We start from the raw sequence: 15,965 nt of genomic DNA on the forward strand, positions 1-15,965 counted from the left end.
GACGCGCGGCCGATGCGACTGATCCACGGGATCGTCGGCGCGGCGGCGGTGCTCGTGATCGTCTCGATCCTGGGCGGCCTGGCGCTGATGGTCCTGGCGGCCCGCCAACTGGACCGCATGGAAGCGGTCGACGAGATCGAGATCACCCAGCGCACCATGGCCCGGTCCCTGGAGCGGATGGAGCGCGAGGTGACCTCGGCCACGGTCTGGGACGCGGCCTATGCCGCCATCGGCCATAAGGTCGACGACGCGTGGGCCGACTCGAACTTCGCCACCTACTATCGCGACCAGTTTTCCCACGACCTGACCTTCGTCATGCGCTCGGGCCAAGTGCTCTACGCTTCCGTGGGCGGTGTGCGGACCACGTCCTCGACGCTGGGCGCCTTTCCGGCCAAGTCGGTCCCGATCGCGGCCGAGATCTCGGCCGACGCCCGCGCCGCGCGCCAGGCCGGACGGGTCAGCTCGGCCGCCGAGGTGACGCGCACGGGCCTCATGCGCGTGGACGACACCACCTATCTGGTCGCCTTCGCCTCGGTCACGCCGGAAACCCTGGCGGGCGCCAAAAGCTATGACGGCCCGCCGGCCGTGGTGATCAGCGCGCGCCGCCTGGACGCCCCCTTCGTCAAGCGCCTGGCCGACGACCTGGGGCTGGACGCTCTGGCCTACGGCTATCCGCCCAACGCCCGGACGCCGCGCGTCCTGCTCAAGGACATCAACGGCGAGCCGGTTGGGGCCCTGGCCTGGGACGCCGCCAATCCCGGCCTGCACCTGTTGATGAGCGTCGCGCCTTGGCTGCTGGTCGGCTTCCTGGTCCTGGCCGGCGCCGGCGCCGTGCTGCTGCATCGCGTGGCCGAGGCCCTGCGCACGCTGGAGTCCGGCCGCCTGGCCCTGATCGCCGCCAAGGAGCAGGCCGAGGCCGCCAACCAGGCCAAGACCCGCTTCCTGGCCAATATGAGCCACGAGGTCCGCACCCCGCTGAACGGCGTGCTTGGCATGGCCCAGGTGATGGCCGCCGACACCCTGAGCGAGCCCCAGGCCAAGCGCCTGCGGATCCTGACCGAGTCGGGCCAGGCGCTGCTGGCCCTGTTGAACGACATTCTCGACATCGCCCGCCTGGAGACCGGCGCCGTGCGTCTGAGGGCCGAGATCTTCGACCTGGCGCCCCTGATCGAGGCCTCGTGCGCGGCCTTCTCGGGCGCGGCGGCGGCCAAGGGGCTGGCGCTCTCCGTCGACATCGCCCCGGACCTGCGCGGCCGCTGGACGGGCGACCCGATGCGGCTGCGCCAGGTGCTGGGCAACCTGGTGGCCAACGCGGTCAAGTTCACGGACGAGGGCGGGGTCACCGTCCGCGTCCGTCCGGCCACCAAGGGCGGCCTGCGCTTCGAGGTCGAGGACACCGGCATGGGCGTGGCGCTGGAACACCAGACCGAGCTCTTCAAGACCTTCTCCCAGGTCGACAGTTCGCTGACCCGCGCTCACGACGGGGCGGGCCTGGGCCTGTCGATCTGCCGCGAACTGGTCGAGCTGATGGGCGGCACGATCGGCGTGCACAGCGCGCTGGGACTGGGGTCCAGCTTCCACTTCACCGTGCCCCTGACCCAGGCCAGCGCCGAGCGGCCGGCGCTGCGGGTGGTGCGGTAGGGCCCGCTGCACACTTCGCGCGCATCCCGACCGTCGCGGCGCCGATAATTCGAGGCGTTCGAGACCACCTTCGCGGCGCCGTGGCCTAAGCCCTCGCCCCCGCCCGCCCTGCTGTTAGCCCTTAACACCGCACCGTCGGACTCTCTCTCGAGTCTCGGGCGGTTCAGTAGGGGATGGGCTTTCTAATGGACTCGCGTTCAGGGGCGCCGACCAGGCGTCAGCTGCTTTCCGCCATCGCCAAGGTCGGCGGCACGGCGGCGCTGTATCAGGCGATGACCACGCTGGGCCACGCGGCCGAGACGCAGTTCCACGGCCCGCCTAGCCTGCAGGGCGCGCGGCCGGGGGCCAAGGTGATCGTGCTGGGCGCGGGCCTGGCCGGCATGCTGGCGGCGTTCGAACTGCGCAAGGCCGGCTACGCGGTTCAGATCCTGGAGTTCCAGAACCGCGCCGGCGGCCGCAACTGGTCGCTGCGGGGCGGCGACACCTATACCGAGCTGGGCGGCGCGACCCAGAAGGTGGCCTTCTCGCAGGGCAACTACCTGAACCCCGGTCCCTGGCGGATCCCCCATCACCACCGCACCCTGCTGCACTATTGCAAGCAGTTCGGCGTGGCCCTGGAGCCGTTCATCCAGTTCAACCATTCGGGCTGGGTCCACTCGTCCCAGGCCTTCGGCGGCAAGCCGGTGCGCTTCAACACCGCCGCCGCCGACTTCGAGGGCAATATCGCCGAGCTGCTGGCCAAGTCGGTCAACGCCAAGGCCCTGGACGACACGGTCACCCAGGAAGACCGCGACAAGCTGCTGGAGGCCCTGAAGGGCTGGGGCATGCTGGACAAGGACTACAAGTACTCGGCGTCCCTGCGGGCCTCCTCGCACCGGGGCTTCGAGCGGCCGGGCGGCGGCGGGGTGGACGGCGCGCCGATCCCATCCAGGGACCTGCACGGCCTGCACGACGTGCTGGACCCGCAGGTCTGGACCTCGATGGGCTTCTTCATGAACCACGAGATGCAGACCACCATGTTCCAGCCGGTGGGCGGCATGGACATGATCGGCAAGGCCTTCGCCAAGCAGGTCGAGGGCCTGGTGACCTACAACGCCAAGGTCGGCAAGATCGCCCAGGACGACAAGGGCGTGGTGGTCAGCTGGACCGACACCGTCACCGGCAAGACCGCCGACGCCAAGGCCGACTACTGCGTCTGCACCATCCCGCTGGGCATCCTGGGCCAGATGGACCTACAGGTCACCGACGAGATGATGGCCGCCATCAAGGCTGTCCCGTACTCCGGCCAGGTCAAGATCGGCCTGGAGATGAAGCGTCGCTTCTGGGAGGAGGACGACTTCATCTATGGCGGCCACAGCTTCACCGACCAGGAGATCGCGCTGATCTCGTATCCGAACAACAACATGTTCGGGAACGGGCCGGCGGTGCTGCTGGGGGCCTTCGCCCGCGAGATGGGGGCTTATCGCCTGGCCGGCATGACGCCCGAGCAGCGGATCGAGGTCGCCCTGCAACAGGGCTCGGTGATCCATCCGGAAAGCTATCGCAAGGAGTTCGCCAGCGGCGCCTCGGTGGCCTGGAGTCGGGTGCCGTGGACCCTGGGCTGCTGCGCCCGCTGGAACGAAGAGACCCGCAAGGAGCACTACCAGACCCTGGTGGCCATGGACCGCCGCATCGTCCTGGCCGGCGAGCACGCCAGCTATATCGGCTGCTGGATGGAGGGGGCGCTGCTCTCGTCCATCGACGCCATCACCCGTCTGCACAAGCGCGCCCTGGAGGCTTGAGGTCATGAAGAAGATCGTTCTGATGGCCGCCGCCCTGGCGGCCTTTCCCGCCATGGCCCAGACGCCGATCCCAAACTCTTCAGGGGGCGGCGACACCGGCGGCGGCATCGTGCGGGCGGTGAAGCCCGTGACGGGCGAGCAAGTCTATGGCGCGGTCTGTCAGGCCTGCCACATGGCGGACGCGAAAGGCGCGACCGGGGCGGGGACCATTCCCGCTCTGGCGAGCAATCCGAAGCTGGCCGGCGCGGCCTATCCGATCATGGTGGTGGCCGGCGGCAAGGGCGGGATGCCGGGGTTCTCTGGCACGCTTTCCAACGCCCAGATGGCCGAGGTGGTGACCTATGTGCGGACCCACTTCGGCAATGCCTATGCCAAGCCGGTGACGGAGGCGGATGTCGCCAAGATCGCCAAGCCGCCGCCGGCCGCGTCGCACTGAGACGAAGAAGCCGGCTTCATGATCTGCTCCCCCTCTGGGGGAGCTGTCGCGGAGCGACTGAAGGGGGCTTCACCGGCCTAGGCCGAGCTGCCCCCTCCGGCCCTCTGGGCCACCTCCCCCAGCGGGGGAGGAGAGATTTCAGTCCGCCCCCTCCACGATCGGCGCGATCGCGTCCAGCTGCCAGCGGATGCCGTGCTCGCGCCCCTCGGCCGAGTAGTAGCCATCCAGGAACACCCCCACCTCGGTCACCACCACGCGGGTCTTGTCGCCCTCGGCCCGGAACTCCAGCGTCGCCACCGACGCCGAGGCCAGCGGTTCCCCATGGTGCATCCAGTAGGTGTAGACGATCCGCTCGTTCGGGATGATCTCCAGATAGCGGTTGTAGAACCGATGCGGCGGCTCTCCCGGCGGGCCGCCGATGCTGTGCTCCTCGCCGCCGACGCGGAAGTCGTACTTCTGGTCGGGGACGCCCCATTCGTCGGGACCCTTGAACCACTTCTTCTTCTTTTCCGGATCGGCGAAGGCGGCGAACGCCCGGGCGGGCGAGGCGGCATAGACCCGCTCGACGGTGAAGGTGGCGTGGATGGCGTTTCGGTCGGCCTTTGGGCGTTCGGTCATTTGGGGGTGTCCTCGTCTTCGGCCGCCAGAAAATCTCCGAGGCGGTCGAGGCGTCGCTCCCACTGGGTGCGCCTCTGGTTGATCCATTGTTCGGCGAGACCGAGGACGTCGGGGTTCATCCGGCAGGTGCGCACCCGGCCGATCTTCTCCGACGCCACGATCCCGCCCGCCTCCAGCATGGCCAGGTGCTGCATGACCGCCGGAAGCGACATGGTCAGCGGCGCGGCCAGTTCGCTCACCGAGGCGGGACCCCGGGAGAGCCGCTCGACCATGCTCCGCCGCGCGGGATCCGCGAGGGCCTGGAACATGAGATCGAGCGACGGCTGTTGGTTAGGCATGGGGTTAAGTATCGAGATGTGGGCAAATAGTCAAGTGATTGCTTAAGTATTTGGGCGAAAACCCGCCTTCTTCCCCCTCCGGGGGAGGAGCGCCGCAGGCGCGGAGGGGGCAAGTTCTGAGATCGGTCGCCTCGCTTGCCCCCACCTGACCGCGCGCCGCGCGGTCGTCCGCCCCCGGAGGGGGCGGAAGGATATCGTCGCCTTAAGCCAGCTTCACCTTGCCATCGACCCGGCGGGCGATGCCCAGCGGGTTGTCGGTCTTCAGCTCGGCCGGCAGCAGCGCTTCCGGCAGGTTCTGATAGCTGACCGGGCGCAGGAACCGCGCGATGGCCAGCGTCCCGACCGAGGTCGAGCGGCCGTCCGAGGTGGAAGGGAACGGCCCGCCGTGGACCATGGCCGAGGCCACTTCCACGCCGGTGCCGAAGCCGTTGACCAGGATGCGGCCGGCCTTCAGTTCCAGGGCCGGCAGCAGGGCGGCGGTCAGGGCGTGGTCGGCCTCTTCCAGGTGGATGGCGATGGTCAGCTGGCCTTCCAGGGCGTCGATCACCTTGGCCAACTCGGCCTCATCGGCGCAGCGCACCACGACCGAGGCGGCGCCGAACACTTCCTCATGCAGGTGCGGATTGGCCAGGAAGTCCTGGGCCGCGACGCTGAACAGGCCCGCGCGGCCGGTGTGGCTGCCGTCCGGACCCGGCAGGCCGCGCGCCACGGTGGTGACCTCCTTGGCTTCGGACAGGGCCGCGACGCCGTGCGCGAAGGCCTTGCAGATGCCCGGCGTCAGCATGACGGCGGCCGGGGCGGCCTCGACCGCCGTGGCGGCGGCCGCGACGAAGGCGTCCAGCTCGGGACCGTCGATGGCCAGGATCAGGCCGGGATTGGTGCAGAACTGGCCCGCGCCCAGGGTCAGGGCGGCCACGAAGTCCGGAGCGATCTTGTCGGCGCGGGCGTTCAGGGCGCCCGGCAGCAGGATCACCGGATTGATGCTGCTCATCTCGGCATAGAACGGGATCGGCTCGGGGCGGCCCTGGGCGATGGCCAGCAGGGCCAGGCCGCCACGGCGCGAGCCGGTGAAGCCGGCGGCCTTGACGCGCGGATCGGCGACCAGCGCCTGGCTGACCTCGTAGCCGCTGTCGTGGATCATCGCGAACACGCCCGGATGCAGACCGACCGAGGCCACGGCCGCCTGGATGGCGCGGCCGACCAGTTCCGACGCGCCAGGGTGCGCGGGATGCGCCTTGACGATGACCGGGCAGCCGGCCGCCAGGGCCGAGGCGGTGTCGCCGCCGGCCACCGAGAAGGCCAGCGGGAAGTTGCTGGCGCCAAACACCGCCACGGGGCCCAGCGGCACGTTGCGCAGGCGCAGGTCCGGACGCGGCAGGGGCTTGCGGTCCGGCATCGCCGGGTCGATGCGGGTCTCCAGGAAGCCGCCGTCGCGCAGCACGCTGGCGAACAGGCGCAGCTGGCCGGTGGTGCGAGCGCGTTCGCCCTCCAGGCGCGGACGGGGCAGGCCGGTCTCGGCCATGACCCGGACGATCAAATCATCGCCGATCGCCTCGATGTGCTCGGCGATGGCTTCCAGGAAGGTAGCGCGGGTCTCGTAGGACAGGGCGCGATAGCTGGCGAAGGCCTCATGCGCCAGGGCGGCGGCGGCCTCGACATCGGCCTTGGTCGCGCCGCCGAACGCGGGCTCCAGGATCTCGCCCGTCGCGGGGTTCACGCCCCGGATTTCGCCATTGCCGCCCTTGCGGCTCTCGCCGCCGATCAGAAGCTCGCCCGTCAGATGCACGTTCGTCGTCCTTAAGTTCAGGTCTCGTCGGCCATATGGGCGCGGTACCATGACAAGTCCAATGCGATTGCCGGATCGGTGCGTTGTAGGCTGCGTATCGTCCACAGGAAGGTCGTCTTCATGCAAATCCTGACCCGCGCCGTCCAGGAGTTCACGACGCTTCCGGGCGGTCCGCGCGTGGATTTTATCGCCCCGCCGGGCGAGGCGGCCCTGGCGGCGCCGGACTCGGTGTCGTGGCGGGTGTTCAAGAACCCGGTCGCCTTGTTCGTCGGCGGGGTGACGGCGGTGATCCTCGAGCTGGCCGAGCCGCGCGTGCGGACGGGCGTGTGGGAGCACTCCTCGTTCAAGACCGATCCCTTGACCCGGCTGAAGCGCACCGGCCTGGCCGCCATGGTCACGGTGTACGGCGCGCGGTCGGTCGCCGAGGCGATGATCGCGGGAGTGGGCCGCCAGCACGCGCGGGTGGGCGGGACGACGCCGGGCGGGCAGGCCTACCAGGCCTCGGATGTCGAGCTGCTGGACTGGGCTCAGGCCACGGCCAGCTTTGGTTTCATGGGCGCCTATCACAGCCTGGTCGAGCCGCTGTCGGCGGCGGATCGCGACCGCTTCCATGCCGAGGCCGCCCCCGCCGCGCGCCTGTACGGGGCGTTAGGGGCGCCGAGGTCCGAGGCGGCCTGGGAGGCGCTGTTGGCGACCATGTCGCCCAGGCTGGAGCGCTCGGAGATCGTGCTGGAGTTTCTCGCGCTGATGAGGGCCGTGAAGGTGGCCGGGCCGTTCAGTCGGCTGCAGCATCCGCTGATCCGGGCGGCGGTGGGGCTTGTGCCGCCGCCGGTGAGGGGGGTGCTGGGGCTTGGGCCGGAGTGGTCGCCGAGACCGCTGGAGCTGCCGGTGATCCGCGCGGCGGCGAGGCTGGCGGACCGGACGCCGATCCCCGGCGCGCCGCCGTGGGAGGCCAGCGTGCGGATGGGGTTGCCGGGGACGTGGCTGTACCGGCGCTGACCCCGACGCCGGAGCGCTCAAAGTACGGGGATTGAGGCGCCTGAATGCTCTGAATTCGCGAGATAGAATCTGGCGAAATCAACGACTTGTCACTTTTACGCGGTTCCCAATCATCCGCGCCCGCTTGTCCCGTATCTTTGTGTCATGGCCGGAAGAAGCGAAGAGGCGCAGGGCTGGGGCGAGACGCACCAGCACACGCTCAAGGGTCTGGTCGACATCCAGATCGAACGCCTGAAACACACCACCGACCTGGCCGAAGTCGCCGAGGTCGAGAAAATCACGAAGGCTTACATGACCGTCGCCCGCACCGTGAAGGCGGTGGAGACCATGGTCCCAGAGCCGAAAGCCAAGCCGGTCGCCAGCGCGGCGACCGATGACGACGAGGCCCCCATGCATGACGGTATACCCGACGACCCAGAAGAGCTTCACGCCGCTCTGGCCGAGCGCTTCGCTCACGTGGCCGATCTCATCGAACGCAAGCGACGCGAGGCGCTGGACGGAGGCGGAGAAGCTGGCGCGCCAGCGGGTGTTCAGCGCGATGATGGCCCGGCCCTTGGGGCACCAGCAGAGCCCTGACCATAAGGCCTGGACGACCTGGCTGATGCTGGGCGGGCGTGGCGCGGGCAAGACTTTCGCCGGGGCGCGCTGGGTTACGCTGCAGGCCCTGGTCCATCCGACCCTGGCCCTAGTCGGTCCCACCCTGCACGACGTGCGCGAGGTGATGATCGAGGGACCGTCCGGACTGAAGACCATGGGAGGGCCGTTGTTCCGCCCCCGATGGGAAGCCTCCCGCCGGCGGCTGGTCTGGCCCAATGGCGCGACGGCTTACGCCTTCTCGGCCGAGGACCCCGACAGCCTGCGCGGTCCGCAGTTCCACGCCGCCTGGGCCGATGAGTTCTGCGCCTGGCCCAAACCCGCCGAGACCCTGGCCATGCTGCGTTTCGGGCTGCGGCTGGGCGAGGATCCGCGCCTGGTGGTGACCTCGACGCCCCGGCCGATCCGGGCGCTGAAGACTCTCATCGCCGAGCCTGGCGTGGCGATGACCCGCGCCGGGACCAGCGCCAACGCCGGCAATCTGGCGCCGGCGTTCCTGCGGACGCTGGAGACCCTCTATGGCGGCACCCGGCTGGCCGCCCAGGAGCTGGACGGCGTCATCGTCGAGACCGACGGCGGCCTGTTCCGCTCGGAAGACCTGGGGCGGTGCCGAGCGGCGCGGCCGGCGCGGCTGGACCGCGTCGTCGTGGCCGTCGACCCGCCCGCGACCGCCGGCGGCGACGCCTGCGGGATCGTGGTGGTCGGACGGCGCGACGACCGCGCCTTCGTGCTCGCCGATGACACCGCGCGCGGTCTGTCCCCCGCCGGCTGGGCCAAGAGGGCGGTCAGCGCCGCTCGTAAATTCAACGCCGACGCCCTCGTGGCCGAGGCCAACCAGGGCGGCGACATGGTCCGCTCGGTGCTGGCGCAAGCCGACCCGCCGTGCCGCGTGAAACTGGTCAAGGCCAGCATCGGCAAACGCGCGCGGGCCGAGCCGGTGGCGGCCTTGTACGAGCAGGGCCGGGTGCTCCACTGCGGGGCCTTCGTGGCGCTGGAGGAGGAGTTGATGGCGCTGGGCTCGGGGGATCTGGAACACAGTCCGGACAGGGCGGATGCGCTGGTCTGGGCGGTGAGCGAGTTGATGCTGGGTATTGGCCGGACGCCGAGGCTGCGCGCCTTGTAGAAGTCGGCGCTGCCCCCTCAGTCGCTACGCGACAGCTCCCCCATCGGGGGAGCAGATTCACTGGCGCGTCTCCTCCCCCGCTGGGGGAGGTGGCCCGGAGGGCCGGAGGGGGTTGCGCGGGCAAGCTCCAGAATACCCCGAGCCGCGTCGTCGGGAGCAGCTAGCAGCTCACGCGCCACGAGGCGCAAGGTCTTCACGCCGCGTTCCGCCAACCAGGCATCTCGTCGCGCGTCACGCTCGGGACGATCGTCGAAAACATGCATCTCGCCGTCGACCTCGACGGCCAACTTCAAGGCCTCGCAATAGAAGTCGAGAATGTAAGGGCCAATCGGATGCTGTCTGCGGAAATGAAGTCCGCCAAGCCGACGGCCTTTCAATCTCTGCCACAGCAGGATTTCTGGCAGGGTCAGTTCCCGACGAAGCCTTTGGGCGGTCAACCGCCGCTCTAGTCGAGCCTTCATAGAGCGCTCCGGCGCGGCCCCCTCCGGCCCTCTGGGCCACCTCCCCCAAAAGGGGGGAGGAGAGAGGTTTTGGACCTTCGCTATTACTCTACATGTTCTCTATTTGTTCTCAACTCCGAAATCGGAGCCCACCTCCATGCCCCTCTTCAAACCCCGCCCGCCCAATGGCCCCCAAGAGCGAAAAGACTCCCGCGCGGCGCGCCTGATCGCCCTCACCACCGGCGGCCGGCCTCAGTGGACGCCTCGCGACTACGGCGCCCTCGCTTCGGAGGGCTTCGCCAAGAACCCCGTCGCCTATCGCTGCGTGCGCCTGATCGCCGAGGCCGCGGCGTCCACGCCGCTCGCCGTCTTCGTCGACGGTCGCCGCGCCGACGATCATCCGCTCAGGAAGCTCCTCGACCGCCCCAATCCCGAACAGGGCGGCCCCGACCTGATGGAGCAGTTCTTCGGAAGCCTCCAAGTCGCCGGCAACGCCTACCTCGAGGCGGCGGGAGACCAAACGCCCACCGAACTCTACGCCCTGCGCCCCGACCGCATGACCCTCGTCCCCGGCCCGCGCGGCTGGCCGCTGGCCTATGACTACCAGGCCGCCGGCCGCGCCGTCCGGATCGCCCGCGACGCCGACGGCTGGCTGCCGGTGCTGCACCTGAAGCTGTTCAACCCGACCAACGACCACTACGGCTTCTCGCCGCTGGAGGCCGCCGCCTTCGCGATCGACGTGCACAACGCCTCCAGCGCCTGGAACAAGGCCCTGCTGGACAACTCGGCCCGGCCGTCGGGGGCGCTGGTCTATTCGTCTAAGGACGCCGGCGACCGCCTGACCGACGAGCAGTTCGACCGCCTGAAGACCGAGCTCTCCGCCGCCCATTCCGGGACCGCCAACGCCGGCCGGCCGCTGCTGCTGGAAGGCGGCCTGGACTGGCGGGCCATGTCGCTGACCCCGGCCGAGATGGACTTCACCGAAGGCAAGCACGCCGCCGCCCGCGAGATCGCCCTGGCGTTCGGGGTGCCGCCGCAGCTGCTGGGCATCCCCGGCGACAACACCTACGCCAACTATCGCGAGGCCAACGCCGCCTTCTGGCGCGGCGCCGTCGCGCCGTTGGCCGAGCGGGCGGCGCGGGCCCTGACCGGCTGGCTGGGCGCGAAGTTCCCCGGCGCGCGGATCGCCCCCGACCTGGACGCCGTGCCGGCCCTGTCGACCGAACGCGACGCCCTGTGGAGCCGGCTCCAGGCCGCCTCCTTCCTCACCGACGCCGAGCGCAGGCGCCTGGCGGGGCTGGAGCATTGAGCGCCTCGGCCACCCGCTGGCGGTTCGACCGCCAGGTGTCGCTGGGCCTGTGCGTCACCGTCTTTCTGCAGGCCGCCGCCGCCCTGATGTGGGCCGGGCGCGCCTCGGCCCGGATCGACGACATGCAGCGCCGCCTGGACGCCCAGGCCCCGGTCGCCGAGCGCCTGGCCCGGCTGGAGGAACAGGCGACCGCGACCCGTCAGTCGCTGGACCGCATCGAGGCCAAGCTGGAGCGGGGCCGATGACCGACGCGCTGAAGATCGAAGGCTACGCGTCGCTGTTCTGGACCCGCGACCTCAATGACGACGTCACCGCCGCCGGCGCCTTCGCCGAGACCCTGGCGCAGGGCGCGCCGGTCGTCATGCTGCACCAGCACGACGAGACCGAGCCGGTCGGTGTCTGGGACGAGGTCGCCGAGGACGCCAAGGGCCTGTTCGTGCGCGGCCGCATCCTGCGCGCCACGCCCCGGGGTCGCCTGGTCGCCGCGCTCGTCGAGGCCGGCGCGCTGGACGGCCTCTCCATCGGCTTTCGCCAGGTCAAGGCCCGCACCCAGGGCCGCCTGCGCGTCTTGTCCCGCGTCGAGCTGTGGGAGGTGTCGATCGTGACCTTCCCGATGCTGCTCCAAGCCCGCCTGAACTTGGCGCGGCTGACAACGGTTTGAACCCTTCCCCCTCGATGGGGGAAGGGCAGGGATGGGGGTGATGCGGCGCTTCCGCGCGCACCTCCATCCGTCTCATCGGGCTGAACCGGCGGTTCACCCCCACCCCAACCCCTCCCCCATCGAGGGGGAGGGGCTTCTTTGGAGATCCCCATGAAGGAAACCAAACACGCGGCCTCGCCCGAGGCCCGCGCGGCGCTGGCTGACGTCTTGTCGGCGTTCGAGAGCTTCAAGGCCGCCAACGACCAGCGGCTGTCGGCCATCGAGACCAAGCGGGCCGACGTGCTGCTGGAAGAGAAGGTCGGCCGTATCGACGAGGCCATGAGCCGCGCGCAGGACCGCCTTGATCGCATCATGGCCGACCTGCGCAGGCCGTCTCTTTCGGCTGATGCGCCGCTGGCGCATGTCGACGAGCGCAAGGCCGCCTTCGATCGTTATGTGAAGACCGGCGAGACGCCCGCCGCGCTTCTGGAAGCCAAGGGCCTGTCCGAAAGCGTGGCCACCGCCGGCGGCTATGTCGCCCCGCCGGAGCTGGAGCGGCTGATCCTGCGTCGCCTGGCGGCCACCTCGCCGATGCGCGAGATCTGCCAGGTCCGCACCATTGGCTCGGGCAGCTTCCGCAAGCCGGTGTCGCCGACGGGCCTGGCCGCCGCCTGGGTGGCCGAGACCGCCGCGCGGCCCGAGACCACGGCGCCCACGCTGGACGTCATCGACTTCCCGGCCGGTGAACTCTACGCCAGCCCGGCCGCGACCCAGGCCCTGCTGGACGACGCCTATGTCAGCATCGACGAGTGGTTGGCCGAGGAAGTGCAGGACGCCTTCGCGGCCCAGGAGACCACGGCCTTCGTGACCGGTGACGGCGTCAACAAGCCCAAGGGCCTGCTGAGCTACACCGCCGCGCCGGACGCCAGCTACGCGTGGGGCCAGGTCGGCTACCTGGCCACCGGCGTGGCGGGCGGCTGGGCGGCGTCGAACCCGACCGACAAGCTGATCGACCTGATCTACGCGGCCAAGACCCAGTACCGCCAGAACGGCCGCTTCGTGATGAACCGCCGCACGGTCAGCGCCGTGCGCAAGTTCAAGGACGCGCAGGGCAACTACATCTGGAACGCGGCCCTGCAGCCGGGCCAGTCGGCGTCCTTGCTGGGTTTCCCGGTCACCGAGATCGAGGCCATGCCGGACGTGGCCGCCAATAGCCTGGCGGTGGCCTTCGGCGATTTCGAGAAGGGTTACCTGATCGTCGACCGCGCCGGCGTGCGGGTGCTGCGCGACCCGTACTCGGCCAAGCCGCACGTGCTGTTCTACACCACCAAGCGCGTCGGCGGCGGGGTGCAGAACTTCGACGCCGTGAAGCTGCTGAAGTTCGCGGCGAGCTAGGTCGGCCAACGCGGCGCCGCCCCCTCCGGCCCTCTGGGCCACCTCCCCCAGAGGGGGAGGAGACGCGTCAGTGAATCTGCTCCCCTCCTGGGGAGCTGTCGCGAAGCGACTGAGGGGGCAGCGCCGCCCTTTCTCCAGGAAACCCCCAAGATGCCCCAATCCCTCACCCTGGCCGAGGCCAGGGCGTTCCTGCGCGTGCCGGACGCCTCGGAGGACGCCGTCCTCACGATCCTGATCGACGCCGCCGAGGCCCGTATCGCCAGCGCCGCGTCCGTCACCCTGAGCCCCACCAGCCCCGCGCCGCTGCGGCTGGCCGTCCTCACCCTCGTCGCCCACGCCTACGAACACCGTGATGCGGGCGAGCCCTCGCTGGCCCTCGTCGAGCCGTGGCTGACGCCCTATCGAAAGGCCCGGCTGTGAGCGACAAGCCCCTGATCGACGCCCTGGTCGCGACCCTGAAGGCCGCGCCCGCCGTCACCGCCATCGCGGCCCAGCGGATCCACGGGACCGCCCCGCGCCTGCCGACCTATCCCTGCGTCGTCGTCACGCGGAGCGAAGCCCGACCGGTCGGCGAGAACGACGCCATCGAGCACCTGCTGACCGTCACCTGCGCCAGCCGTTTCGGCGGACCCGAAGAGGCTCGCGCCCTGGTGGCGGCCGTGCGGGCGGCGCTGCACGACGCCCGTCCGACGCTCACCGGCCGCCGGCTGGTGAACCTGCGCGTCCCTTATGCCGACGTCTTCGCCGGCGCCGACCGCGAGACCACCCTGGGCGTCGTCCGCGTGCGGGCGGTGACCGAAAACCCCTAGACCGAGGAGCTTCCCATGGCCGCCCAAGCCGGCAAGGACATGCTGCTGAAGATCAGCGACGGGGCCGCCACCCCGACCTTCCACACCGTCGCGGGCCTGCGCGCCCGGACCATCAGCCTGAACGCCAAGACCATCGACGCCACCGACAGCGACAGCACCGGCCGCTGGCGCGAGCTGCTGGCCGGGGCCGGCGTCAAGTCGGTGGCCGTGTCGGGCTCGGGGATTTTCCGCGACGCCGCTTCCGACGCCCAGGTGCGGACGAGCTTCTTCGACCAGTCGGCCCGCGTCTGGCGGCTGGTGATACCCGACTTCGGCCAGCTGGAGGGGGCGTTCCTGGTCGCGGCCCTGGACTATGCCGGCGAGCACGATGGCGAGGCGGCGTTCGCGCTCAGCCTGGCCTCGGCCGGCGTCGTGACGTTCACGGCGATCTGATGCTGTCGCCCAATCCCGCGCGCGGGGAGGTGGTCGTCACCATCGCCGGCGCGCCGCGTCGCCTGTGCCTGACCCTGGGCGCCCTGGCGCGGATCGAGGCGGCGCTGGGGCTGTCGGACTGGTCTCAGTTGCCGGACCGTATCGCCACGCTGTCGGCCAGGGATCTCTCCGTCGTGCTGGCGGCCCTGCTGGACGGCGGCGGCGAAGCGCCAGAGGTCGCCGACCGCGCCACGGTGCCGGAAGCCGCCAGCGCGCTTGCCGCCGCTCTAGCGGCTTGCGCGTGAACTGGGCCGCGCCGCTGCGGCTGGCGGTGTCGTTGGGCGTCGCGCCCGAGGCCTTCTGGCGGCTGTCGCTGACGGAGTGGCGGGCGCTGACCGAGGCCCCGCCGACGCCGGTGATCTCCCGCAATGACCTCTCCGCCCTGATCGCCCGCTATCCCGACGAGGAGATCCGATGAGCTTCGAAGATGATGGTTTGTCCGCCATTCCCGCGAAAGCCGCCCAGGCCGCGGCGGCGCTCGAGACCCTGAAGGCCCCCGCCGAACGGGCGGCGCGCTCGATCGACGACGCCTTCACGCGGGCCGGCGCGTCCCTGGCCCGCTCCCTCGCGAGGGCGGCGGCCGACGGTCAGGTGTCGCTGGGCGAACTGGCGCGGGCGGTGCTGGGCGCGGCGGGAACGGCGCTGAAGGGCGGCCTGACCGAGGCGCTCTCGAAGAGCTTCTCCGGCGCCAATTTCTCAGGGGCGAGGGCCGACGGCGGCCCGGTGCTGCCCGGCGGCGCCTATCTGGTCGGCGAGCGCGGGCCAGAGGTGTTTCGCCCGACCTCCGCCGGAAGCATCGAGCCGGCCGGTGGGGGAGGGGTCTCGGTGACGGTCAATGTCCAGGGCGGGGAGGTCAGCGGCCTGGTCCGCTCCGACGCCCAACTGGCCCAGGCCTTGGCGAGAGCAGTGAGTCTGGGCGCCCGAAACCTATAATCCCTCCCCCTTGATGGGGGAGGGTAGGGTGGGGGTGATCGGGCGATCGATGCCGTGCGGCGCGGCCGGCTCGGCAGCCACCCCCATCCCCGACCCTTCCCCCATCAAGGGGGAAGGGAGCTTTTCTTACAACGCCACGGCGTGCGCGTCGGTCGGCGGCGCGCCGTACTTGTTGTCACCGGTCGCGCCGGTGCTGCAGCCGACCCACAGGGTGAAGGCCAGCCAGACGGCGAAGGCGATGAAGAACGACATCAACAGGCCGCCGATGCTGGCCAGCAAGGCCATGCTAGGCTCGCCGCCGTCGAAGGCCGTGGCGATGGCCGAGAAGCCGACCGAGGCGATGGCGCCGAACACCAGGACCGGGCCCAGAACCCACGGCAGCACCTGCCACCAGCCGGTCTGACCCATGTCGTGCAGGCGCTTGGTGTGGATGCAGACGCTGGAATAGATCACCACCAGCATCAGCAGGTGACCGATGACCGGAATGACGTTCAGCACGGCGCTGGCCCCCAGCAGGCAGAGCCAGCCGATCCAGAACGCCTGGCGGCCGATGCGGCCTTCCGGCGAGAGGAACAGGGTCTTCCAATCCATTTCGATCTCCAATCTCAGGCTCAATAGGTAGAGCCCGACGACCCGCTGATGAAGTGAAAAG

General features: G+C 70.2%; 18 protein-coding genes and 2 pseudogenes. 15 read left to right on the top strand and 5 right to left on the bottom strand.

Going from position 1 to position 15,965, the window contains the following annotated elements; translation table 11 throughout:
- Positions 1-12 precede the first annotated feature (12 nt).
- The 3 genes from ACW173_RS12940 (at position 13) to ACW173_RS12950 (ending at position 3,858) form a co-directional block, all read left to right on the top strand.
- Positions 13-1,641 (top strand): sensor histidine kinase, encoded by a 1,629-nt coding sequence (locus ACW173_RS12940; RefSeq protein WP_492080418.1) that lies wholly within the window; start codon positions 13-15, stop codon positions 1,639-1,641.
- 173 nt (positions 1,642-1,814) lie between these two features.
- Positions 1,815-3,422, top strand: coding sequence for a flavin monoamine oxidase family protein (locus tag ACW173_RS12945; protein ID WP_492080419.1), 1,608 nt, complete (start codon positions 1,815-1,817; stop codon positions 3,420-3,422).
- Between the two features lie 4 nt (positions 3,423-3,426).
- Positions 3,427-3,858: a c-type cytochrome gene (locus ACW173_RS12950; RefSeq protein ID WP_492080420.1), complete on the top strand. Its 432-nt coding sequence runs from the start codon at positions 3,427-3,429 to the stop codon at positions 3,856-3,858.
- A gap of 138 nt (positions 3,859-3,996) precedes the next feature.
- On the opposite strand, the gene ACW173_RS12955 is transcribed toward ACW173_RS12950, so the two are convergent.
- The 3 genes from ACW173_RS12955 to ACW173_RS12965 all read right to left on the bottom strand — a co-directional run bounded on the left by ACW173_RS12955 (position 3,997) and on the right by ACW173_RS12965 (position 6,600).
- The gene (locus tag ACW173_RS12955) at positions 3,997-4,476 is read right to left on the bottom strand and encodes an SRPBCC family protein (RefSeq protein WP_492080421.1); all 480 of its coding nucleotides are present in this window, start codon (positions 4,474-4,476) and stop codon (positions 3,997-3,999) included.
- Entirely contained in the window at positions 4,473-4,814 is a 342-nt protein-coding gene (locus tag ACW173_RS12960; protein WP_492080422.1) for an ArsR/SmtB family transcription factor, read from the bottom strand. The genes ACW173_RS12955 and ACW173_RS12960 overlap by 4 nt, the downstream gene beginning before the upstream one ends.
- A gap of 202 nt (positions 4,815-5,016) precedes the next feature.
- Positions 5,017-6,600 (bottom strand): aldehyde dehydrogenase (NADP(+)), encoded by a 1,584-nt coding sequence (locus ACW173_RS12965; protein WP_492080423.1) that lies wholly within the window; start codon positions 6,598-6,600, stop codon positions 5,017-5,019.
- A 120-nt stretch (positions 6,601-6,720) separates the two neighbouring features.
- On the opposite strand from ACW173_RS12965, the gene ACW173_RS12970 reads away from it, so the two are divergent.
- Positions 6,721-7,599 (top strand): oxygenase MpaB family protein, encoded by an 879-nt coding sequence (locus tag ACW173_RS12970; protein WP_492080424.1) that lies wholly within the window; start codon positions 6,721-6,723, stop codon positions 7,597-7,599.
- A 31-nt stretch (positions 7,600-7,630) separates the two neighbouring features.
- A pseudogene (locus ACW173_RS12975) lies at positions 7,631-9,316 on the top strand (DNA-packaging protein).
- 17 nt (positions 9,317-9,333) lie between these two features.
- On the opposite strand, the gene ACW173_RS12980 reads toward ACW173_RS12975, so the two are convergent.
- Entirely contained in the window at positions 9,334-9,753 is a 420-nt protein-coding gene (locus ACW173_RS12980) for an endonuclease domain-containing protein (RefSeq protein ID WP_492080425.1), read from the bottom strand.
- Between the two features lie 93 nt (positions 9,754-9,846).
- Between ACW173_RS12980 and ACW173_RS12985 the strand changes: the two are divergent.
- The 10 genes and pseudogenes from ACW173_RS12985 to ACW173_RS13030 all read left to right on the top strand — a co-directional run bounded on the left by ACW173_RS12985 (position 9,847) and on the right by ACW173_RS13030 (position 15,313).
- A pseudogene (locus ACW173_RS12985) lies at positions 9,847-11,065 on the top strand (phage portal protein).
- Positions 11,062-11,310: a hypothetical protein gene (locus tag ACW173_RS12990; RefSeq protein WP_492080426.1), complete on the top strand. Its 249-nt coding sequence runs from the start codon at positions 11,062-11,064 to the stop codon at positions 11,308-11,310. The pseudogene ACW173_RS12985 and the gene ACW173_RS12990 overlap by 4 nt, the downstream one beginning before the upstream one ends.
- Positions 11,307-11,726: an HK97 family phage prohead protease gene (locus tag ACW173_RS12995; RefSeq protein ID WP_492080427.1), complete on the top strand. Its 420-nt coding sequence runs from the start codon at positions 11,307-11,309 to the stop codon at positions 11,724-11,726. Before ACW173_RS12990 ends, ACW173_RS12995 begins: the two co-directional genes overlap by 4 nt.
- Before the next feature lie 150 nt (positions 11,727-11,876).
- On the top strand, positions 11,877-13,100 hold the full coding sequence (locus ACW173_RS13000) for a phage major capsid protein (RefSeq protein WP_492080428.1): 1,224 nt from the start codon (positions 11,877-11,879) through the stop codon (positions 13,098-13,100).
- Positions 13,101-13,250: 150 nt separating this feature from the next.
- Positions 13,251-13,520 carry a head-tail connector protein gene (locus ACW173_RS13005; RefSeq protein WP_492080429.1) on the top strand — a complete coding sequence of 90 codons (270 nt, stop codon included), beginning with the start codon at positions 13,251-13,253 and terminating at the stop codon, positions 13,518-13,520.
- A complete protein-coding gene (locus ACW173_RS13010) occupies positions 13,517-13,909 on the top strand; it encodes a DUF3168 domain-containing protein (RefSeq protein WP_492080430.1) in 393 nt (130 codons plus the stop codon). The genes ACW173_RS13005 and ACW173_RS13010 overlap by 4 nt, the downstream gene beginning before the upstream one ends.
- Before the next feature lie 15 nt (positions 13,910-13,924).
- The gene (locus tag ACW173_RS13015) at positions 13,925-14,341 is read left to right on the top strand and encodes a phage major tail protein, TP901-1 family (RefSeq protein WP_492080431.1); all 417 of its coding nucleotides are present in this window, start codon (positions 13,925-13,927) and stop codon (positions 14,339-14,341) included.
- Positions 14,341-14,625, top strand: a complete 285-nt coding sequence (locus ACW173_RS13020; protein ID WP_492080432.1) for a GTA-gp10 family protein — start codon at positions 14,341-14,343, stop codon at positions 14,623-14,625. The genes ACW173_RS13015 and ACW173_RS13020 overlap by 1 nt, the downstream gene beginning before the upstream one ends.
- Entirely contained in the window at positions 14,622-14,798 is a 177-nt protein-coding gene (locus ACW173_RS13025) for a phage tail assembly chaperone (RefSeq protein ID WP_492080433.1), read from the top strand. Before ACW173_RS13020 ends, ACW173_RS13025 begins: the two co-directional genes overlap by 4 nt.
- Positions 14,795-15,313, top strand: coding sequence for a phage tail tape measure protein (locus ACW173_RS13030; RefSeq protein ID WP_492080434.1), 519 nt, complete (start codon positions 14,795-14,797; stop codon positions 15,311-15,313). The genes ACW173_RS13025 and ACW173_RS13030 overlap by 4 nt, the downstream gene beginning before the upstream one ends.
- Before the next feature lie 126 nt (positions 15,314-15,439).
- On the opposite strand, the gene ACW173_RS13035 is transcribed toward ACW173_RS13030, so the two are convergent.
- A complete protein-coding gene (locus ACW173_RS13035; protein ID WP_492080435.1) occupies positions 15,440-15,904 on the bottom strand; it encodes a DUF805 domain-containing protein in 465 nt (154 codons plus the stop codon).
- Between the last annotated feature and the right edge of the window lie 61 nt (positions 15,905-15,965).

The sequence above is a fragment of the Caulobacter sp. ALps2 genome, assembly GCF_058681635.1.

What these genes read in the sequence shown, in the direction of transcription:
- ACW173_RS12940 (WP_492080418.1), top strand. Translation starts at nt 13, where the DNA reads ATGCGACTGATCCACGGGATCGTCGGCGCGGCGGCGGTGCTCGTGATC.
- ACW173_RS12945 (WP_492080419.1), top strand. Translation starts at nt 1,815, where the DNA reads ATGGGCTTTCTAATGGACTCGCGTTCAGGGGCGCCGACCAGGCGTCAG.
- ACW173_RS12950 (WP_492080420.1), top strand. Translation starts at nt 3,427, where the DNA reads ATGAAGAAGATCGTTCTGATGGCCGCCGCCCTGGCGGCCTTTCCCGCC.
- ACW173_RS12955 (WP_492080421.1), bottom strand. Translation starts at nt 4,476, where the DNA reads ATGACCGAACGCCCAAAGGCCGACCGAAACGCCATCCACGCCACCTTC.
- ACW173_RS12960 (WP_492080422.1), bottom strand. Translation starts at nt 4,814, where the DNA reads ATGCCTAACCAACAGCCGTCGCTCGATCTCATGTTCCAGGCCCTCGCG.
- ACW173_RS12970 (WP_492080424.1), top strand. Translation starts at nt 6,721, where the DNA reads ATGCAAATCCTGACCCGCGCCGTCCAGGAGTTCACGACGCTTCCGGGC.
- ACW173_RS12995 (WP_492080427.1), top strand. Translation starts at nt 11,307, where the DNA reads ATGACCGACGCGCTGAAGATCGAAGGCTACGCGTCGCTGTTCTGGACC.
- ACW173_RS13000 (WP_492080428.1), top strand. Translation starts at nt 11,877, where the DNA reads ATGAAGGAAACCAAACACGCGGCCTCGCCCGAGGCCCGCGCGGCGCTG.
- ACW173_RS13005 (WP_492080429.1), top strand. Translation starts at nt 13,251, where the DNA reads ATGCCCCAATCCCTCACCCTGGCCGAGGCCAGGGCGTTCCTGCGCGTG.
- ACW173_RS13015 (WP_492080431.1), top strand. Translation starts at nt 13,925, where the DNA reads ATGGCCGCCCAAGCCGGCAAGGACATGCTGCTGAAGATCAGCGACGGG.
- ACW173_RS13020 (WP_492080432.1), top strand. Translation starts at nt 14,341, where the DNA reads ATGCTGTCGCCCAATCCCGCGCGCGGGGAGGTGGTCGTCACCATCGCC.
- ACW173_RS13030 (WP_492080434.1), top strand. Translation starts at nt 14,795, where the DNA reads ATGAGCTTCGAAGATGATGGTTTGTCCGCCATTCCCGCGAAAGCCGCC.
- ACW173_RS13035 (WP_492080435.1), bottom strand. Translation starts at nt 15,904, where the DNA reads ATGGATTGGAAGACCCTGTTCCTCTCGCCGGAAGGCCGCATCGGCCGC.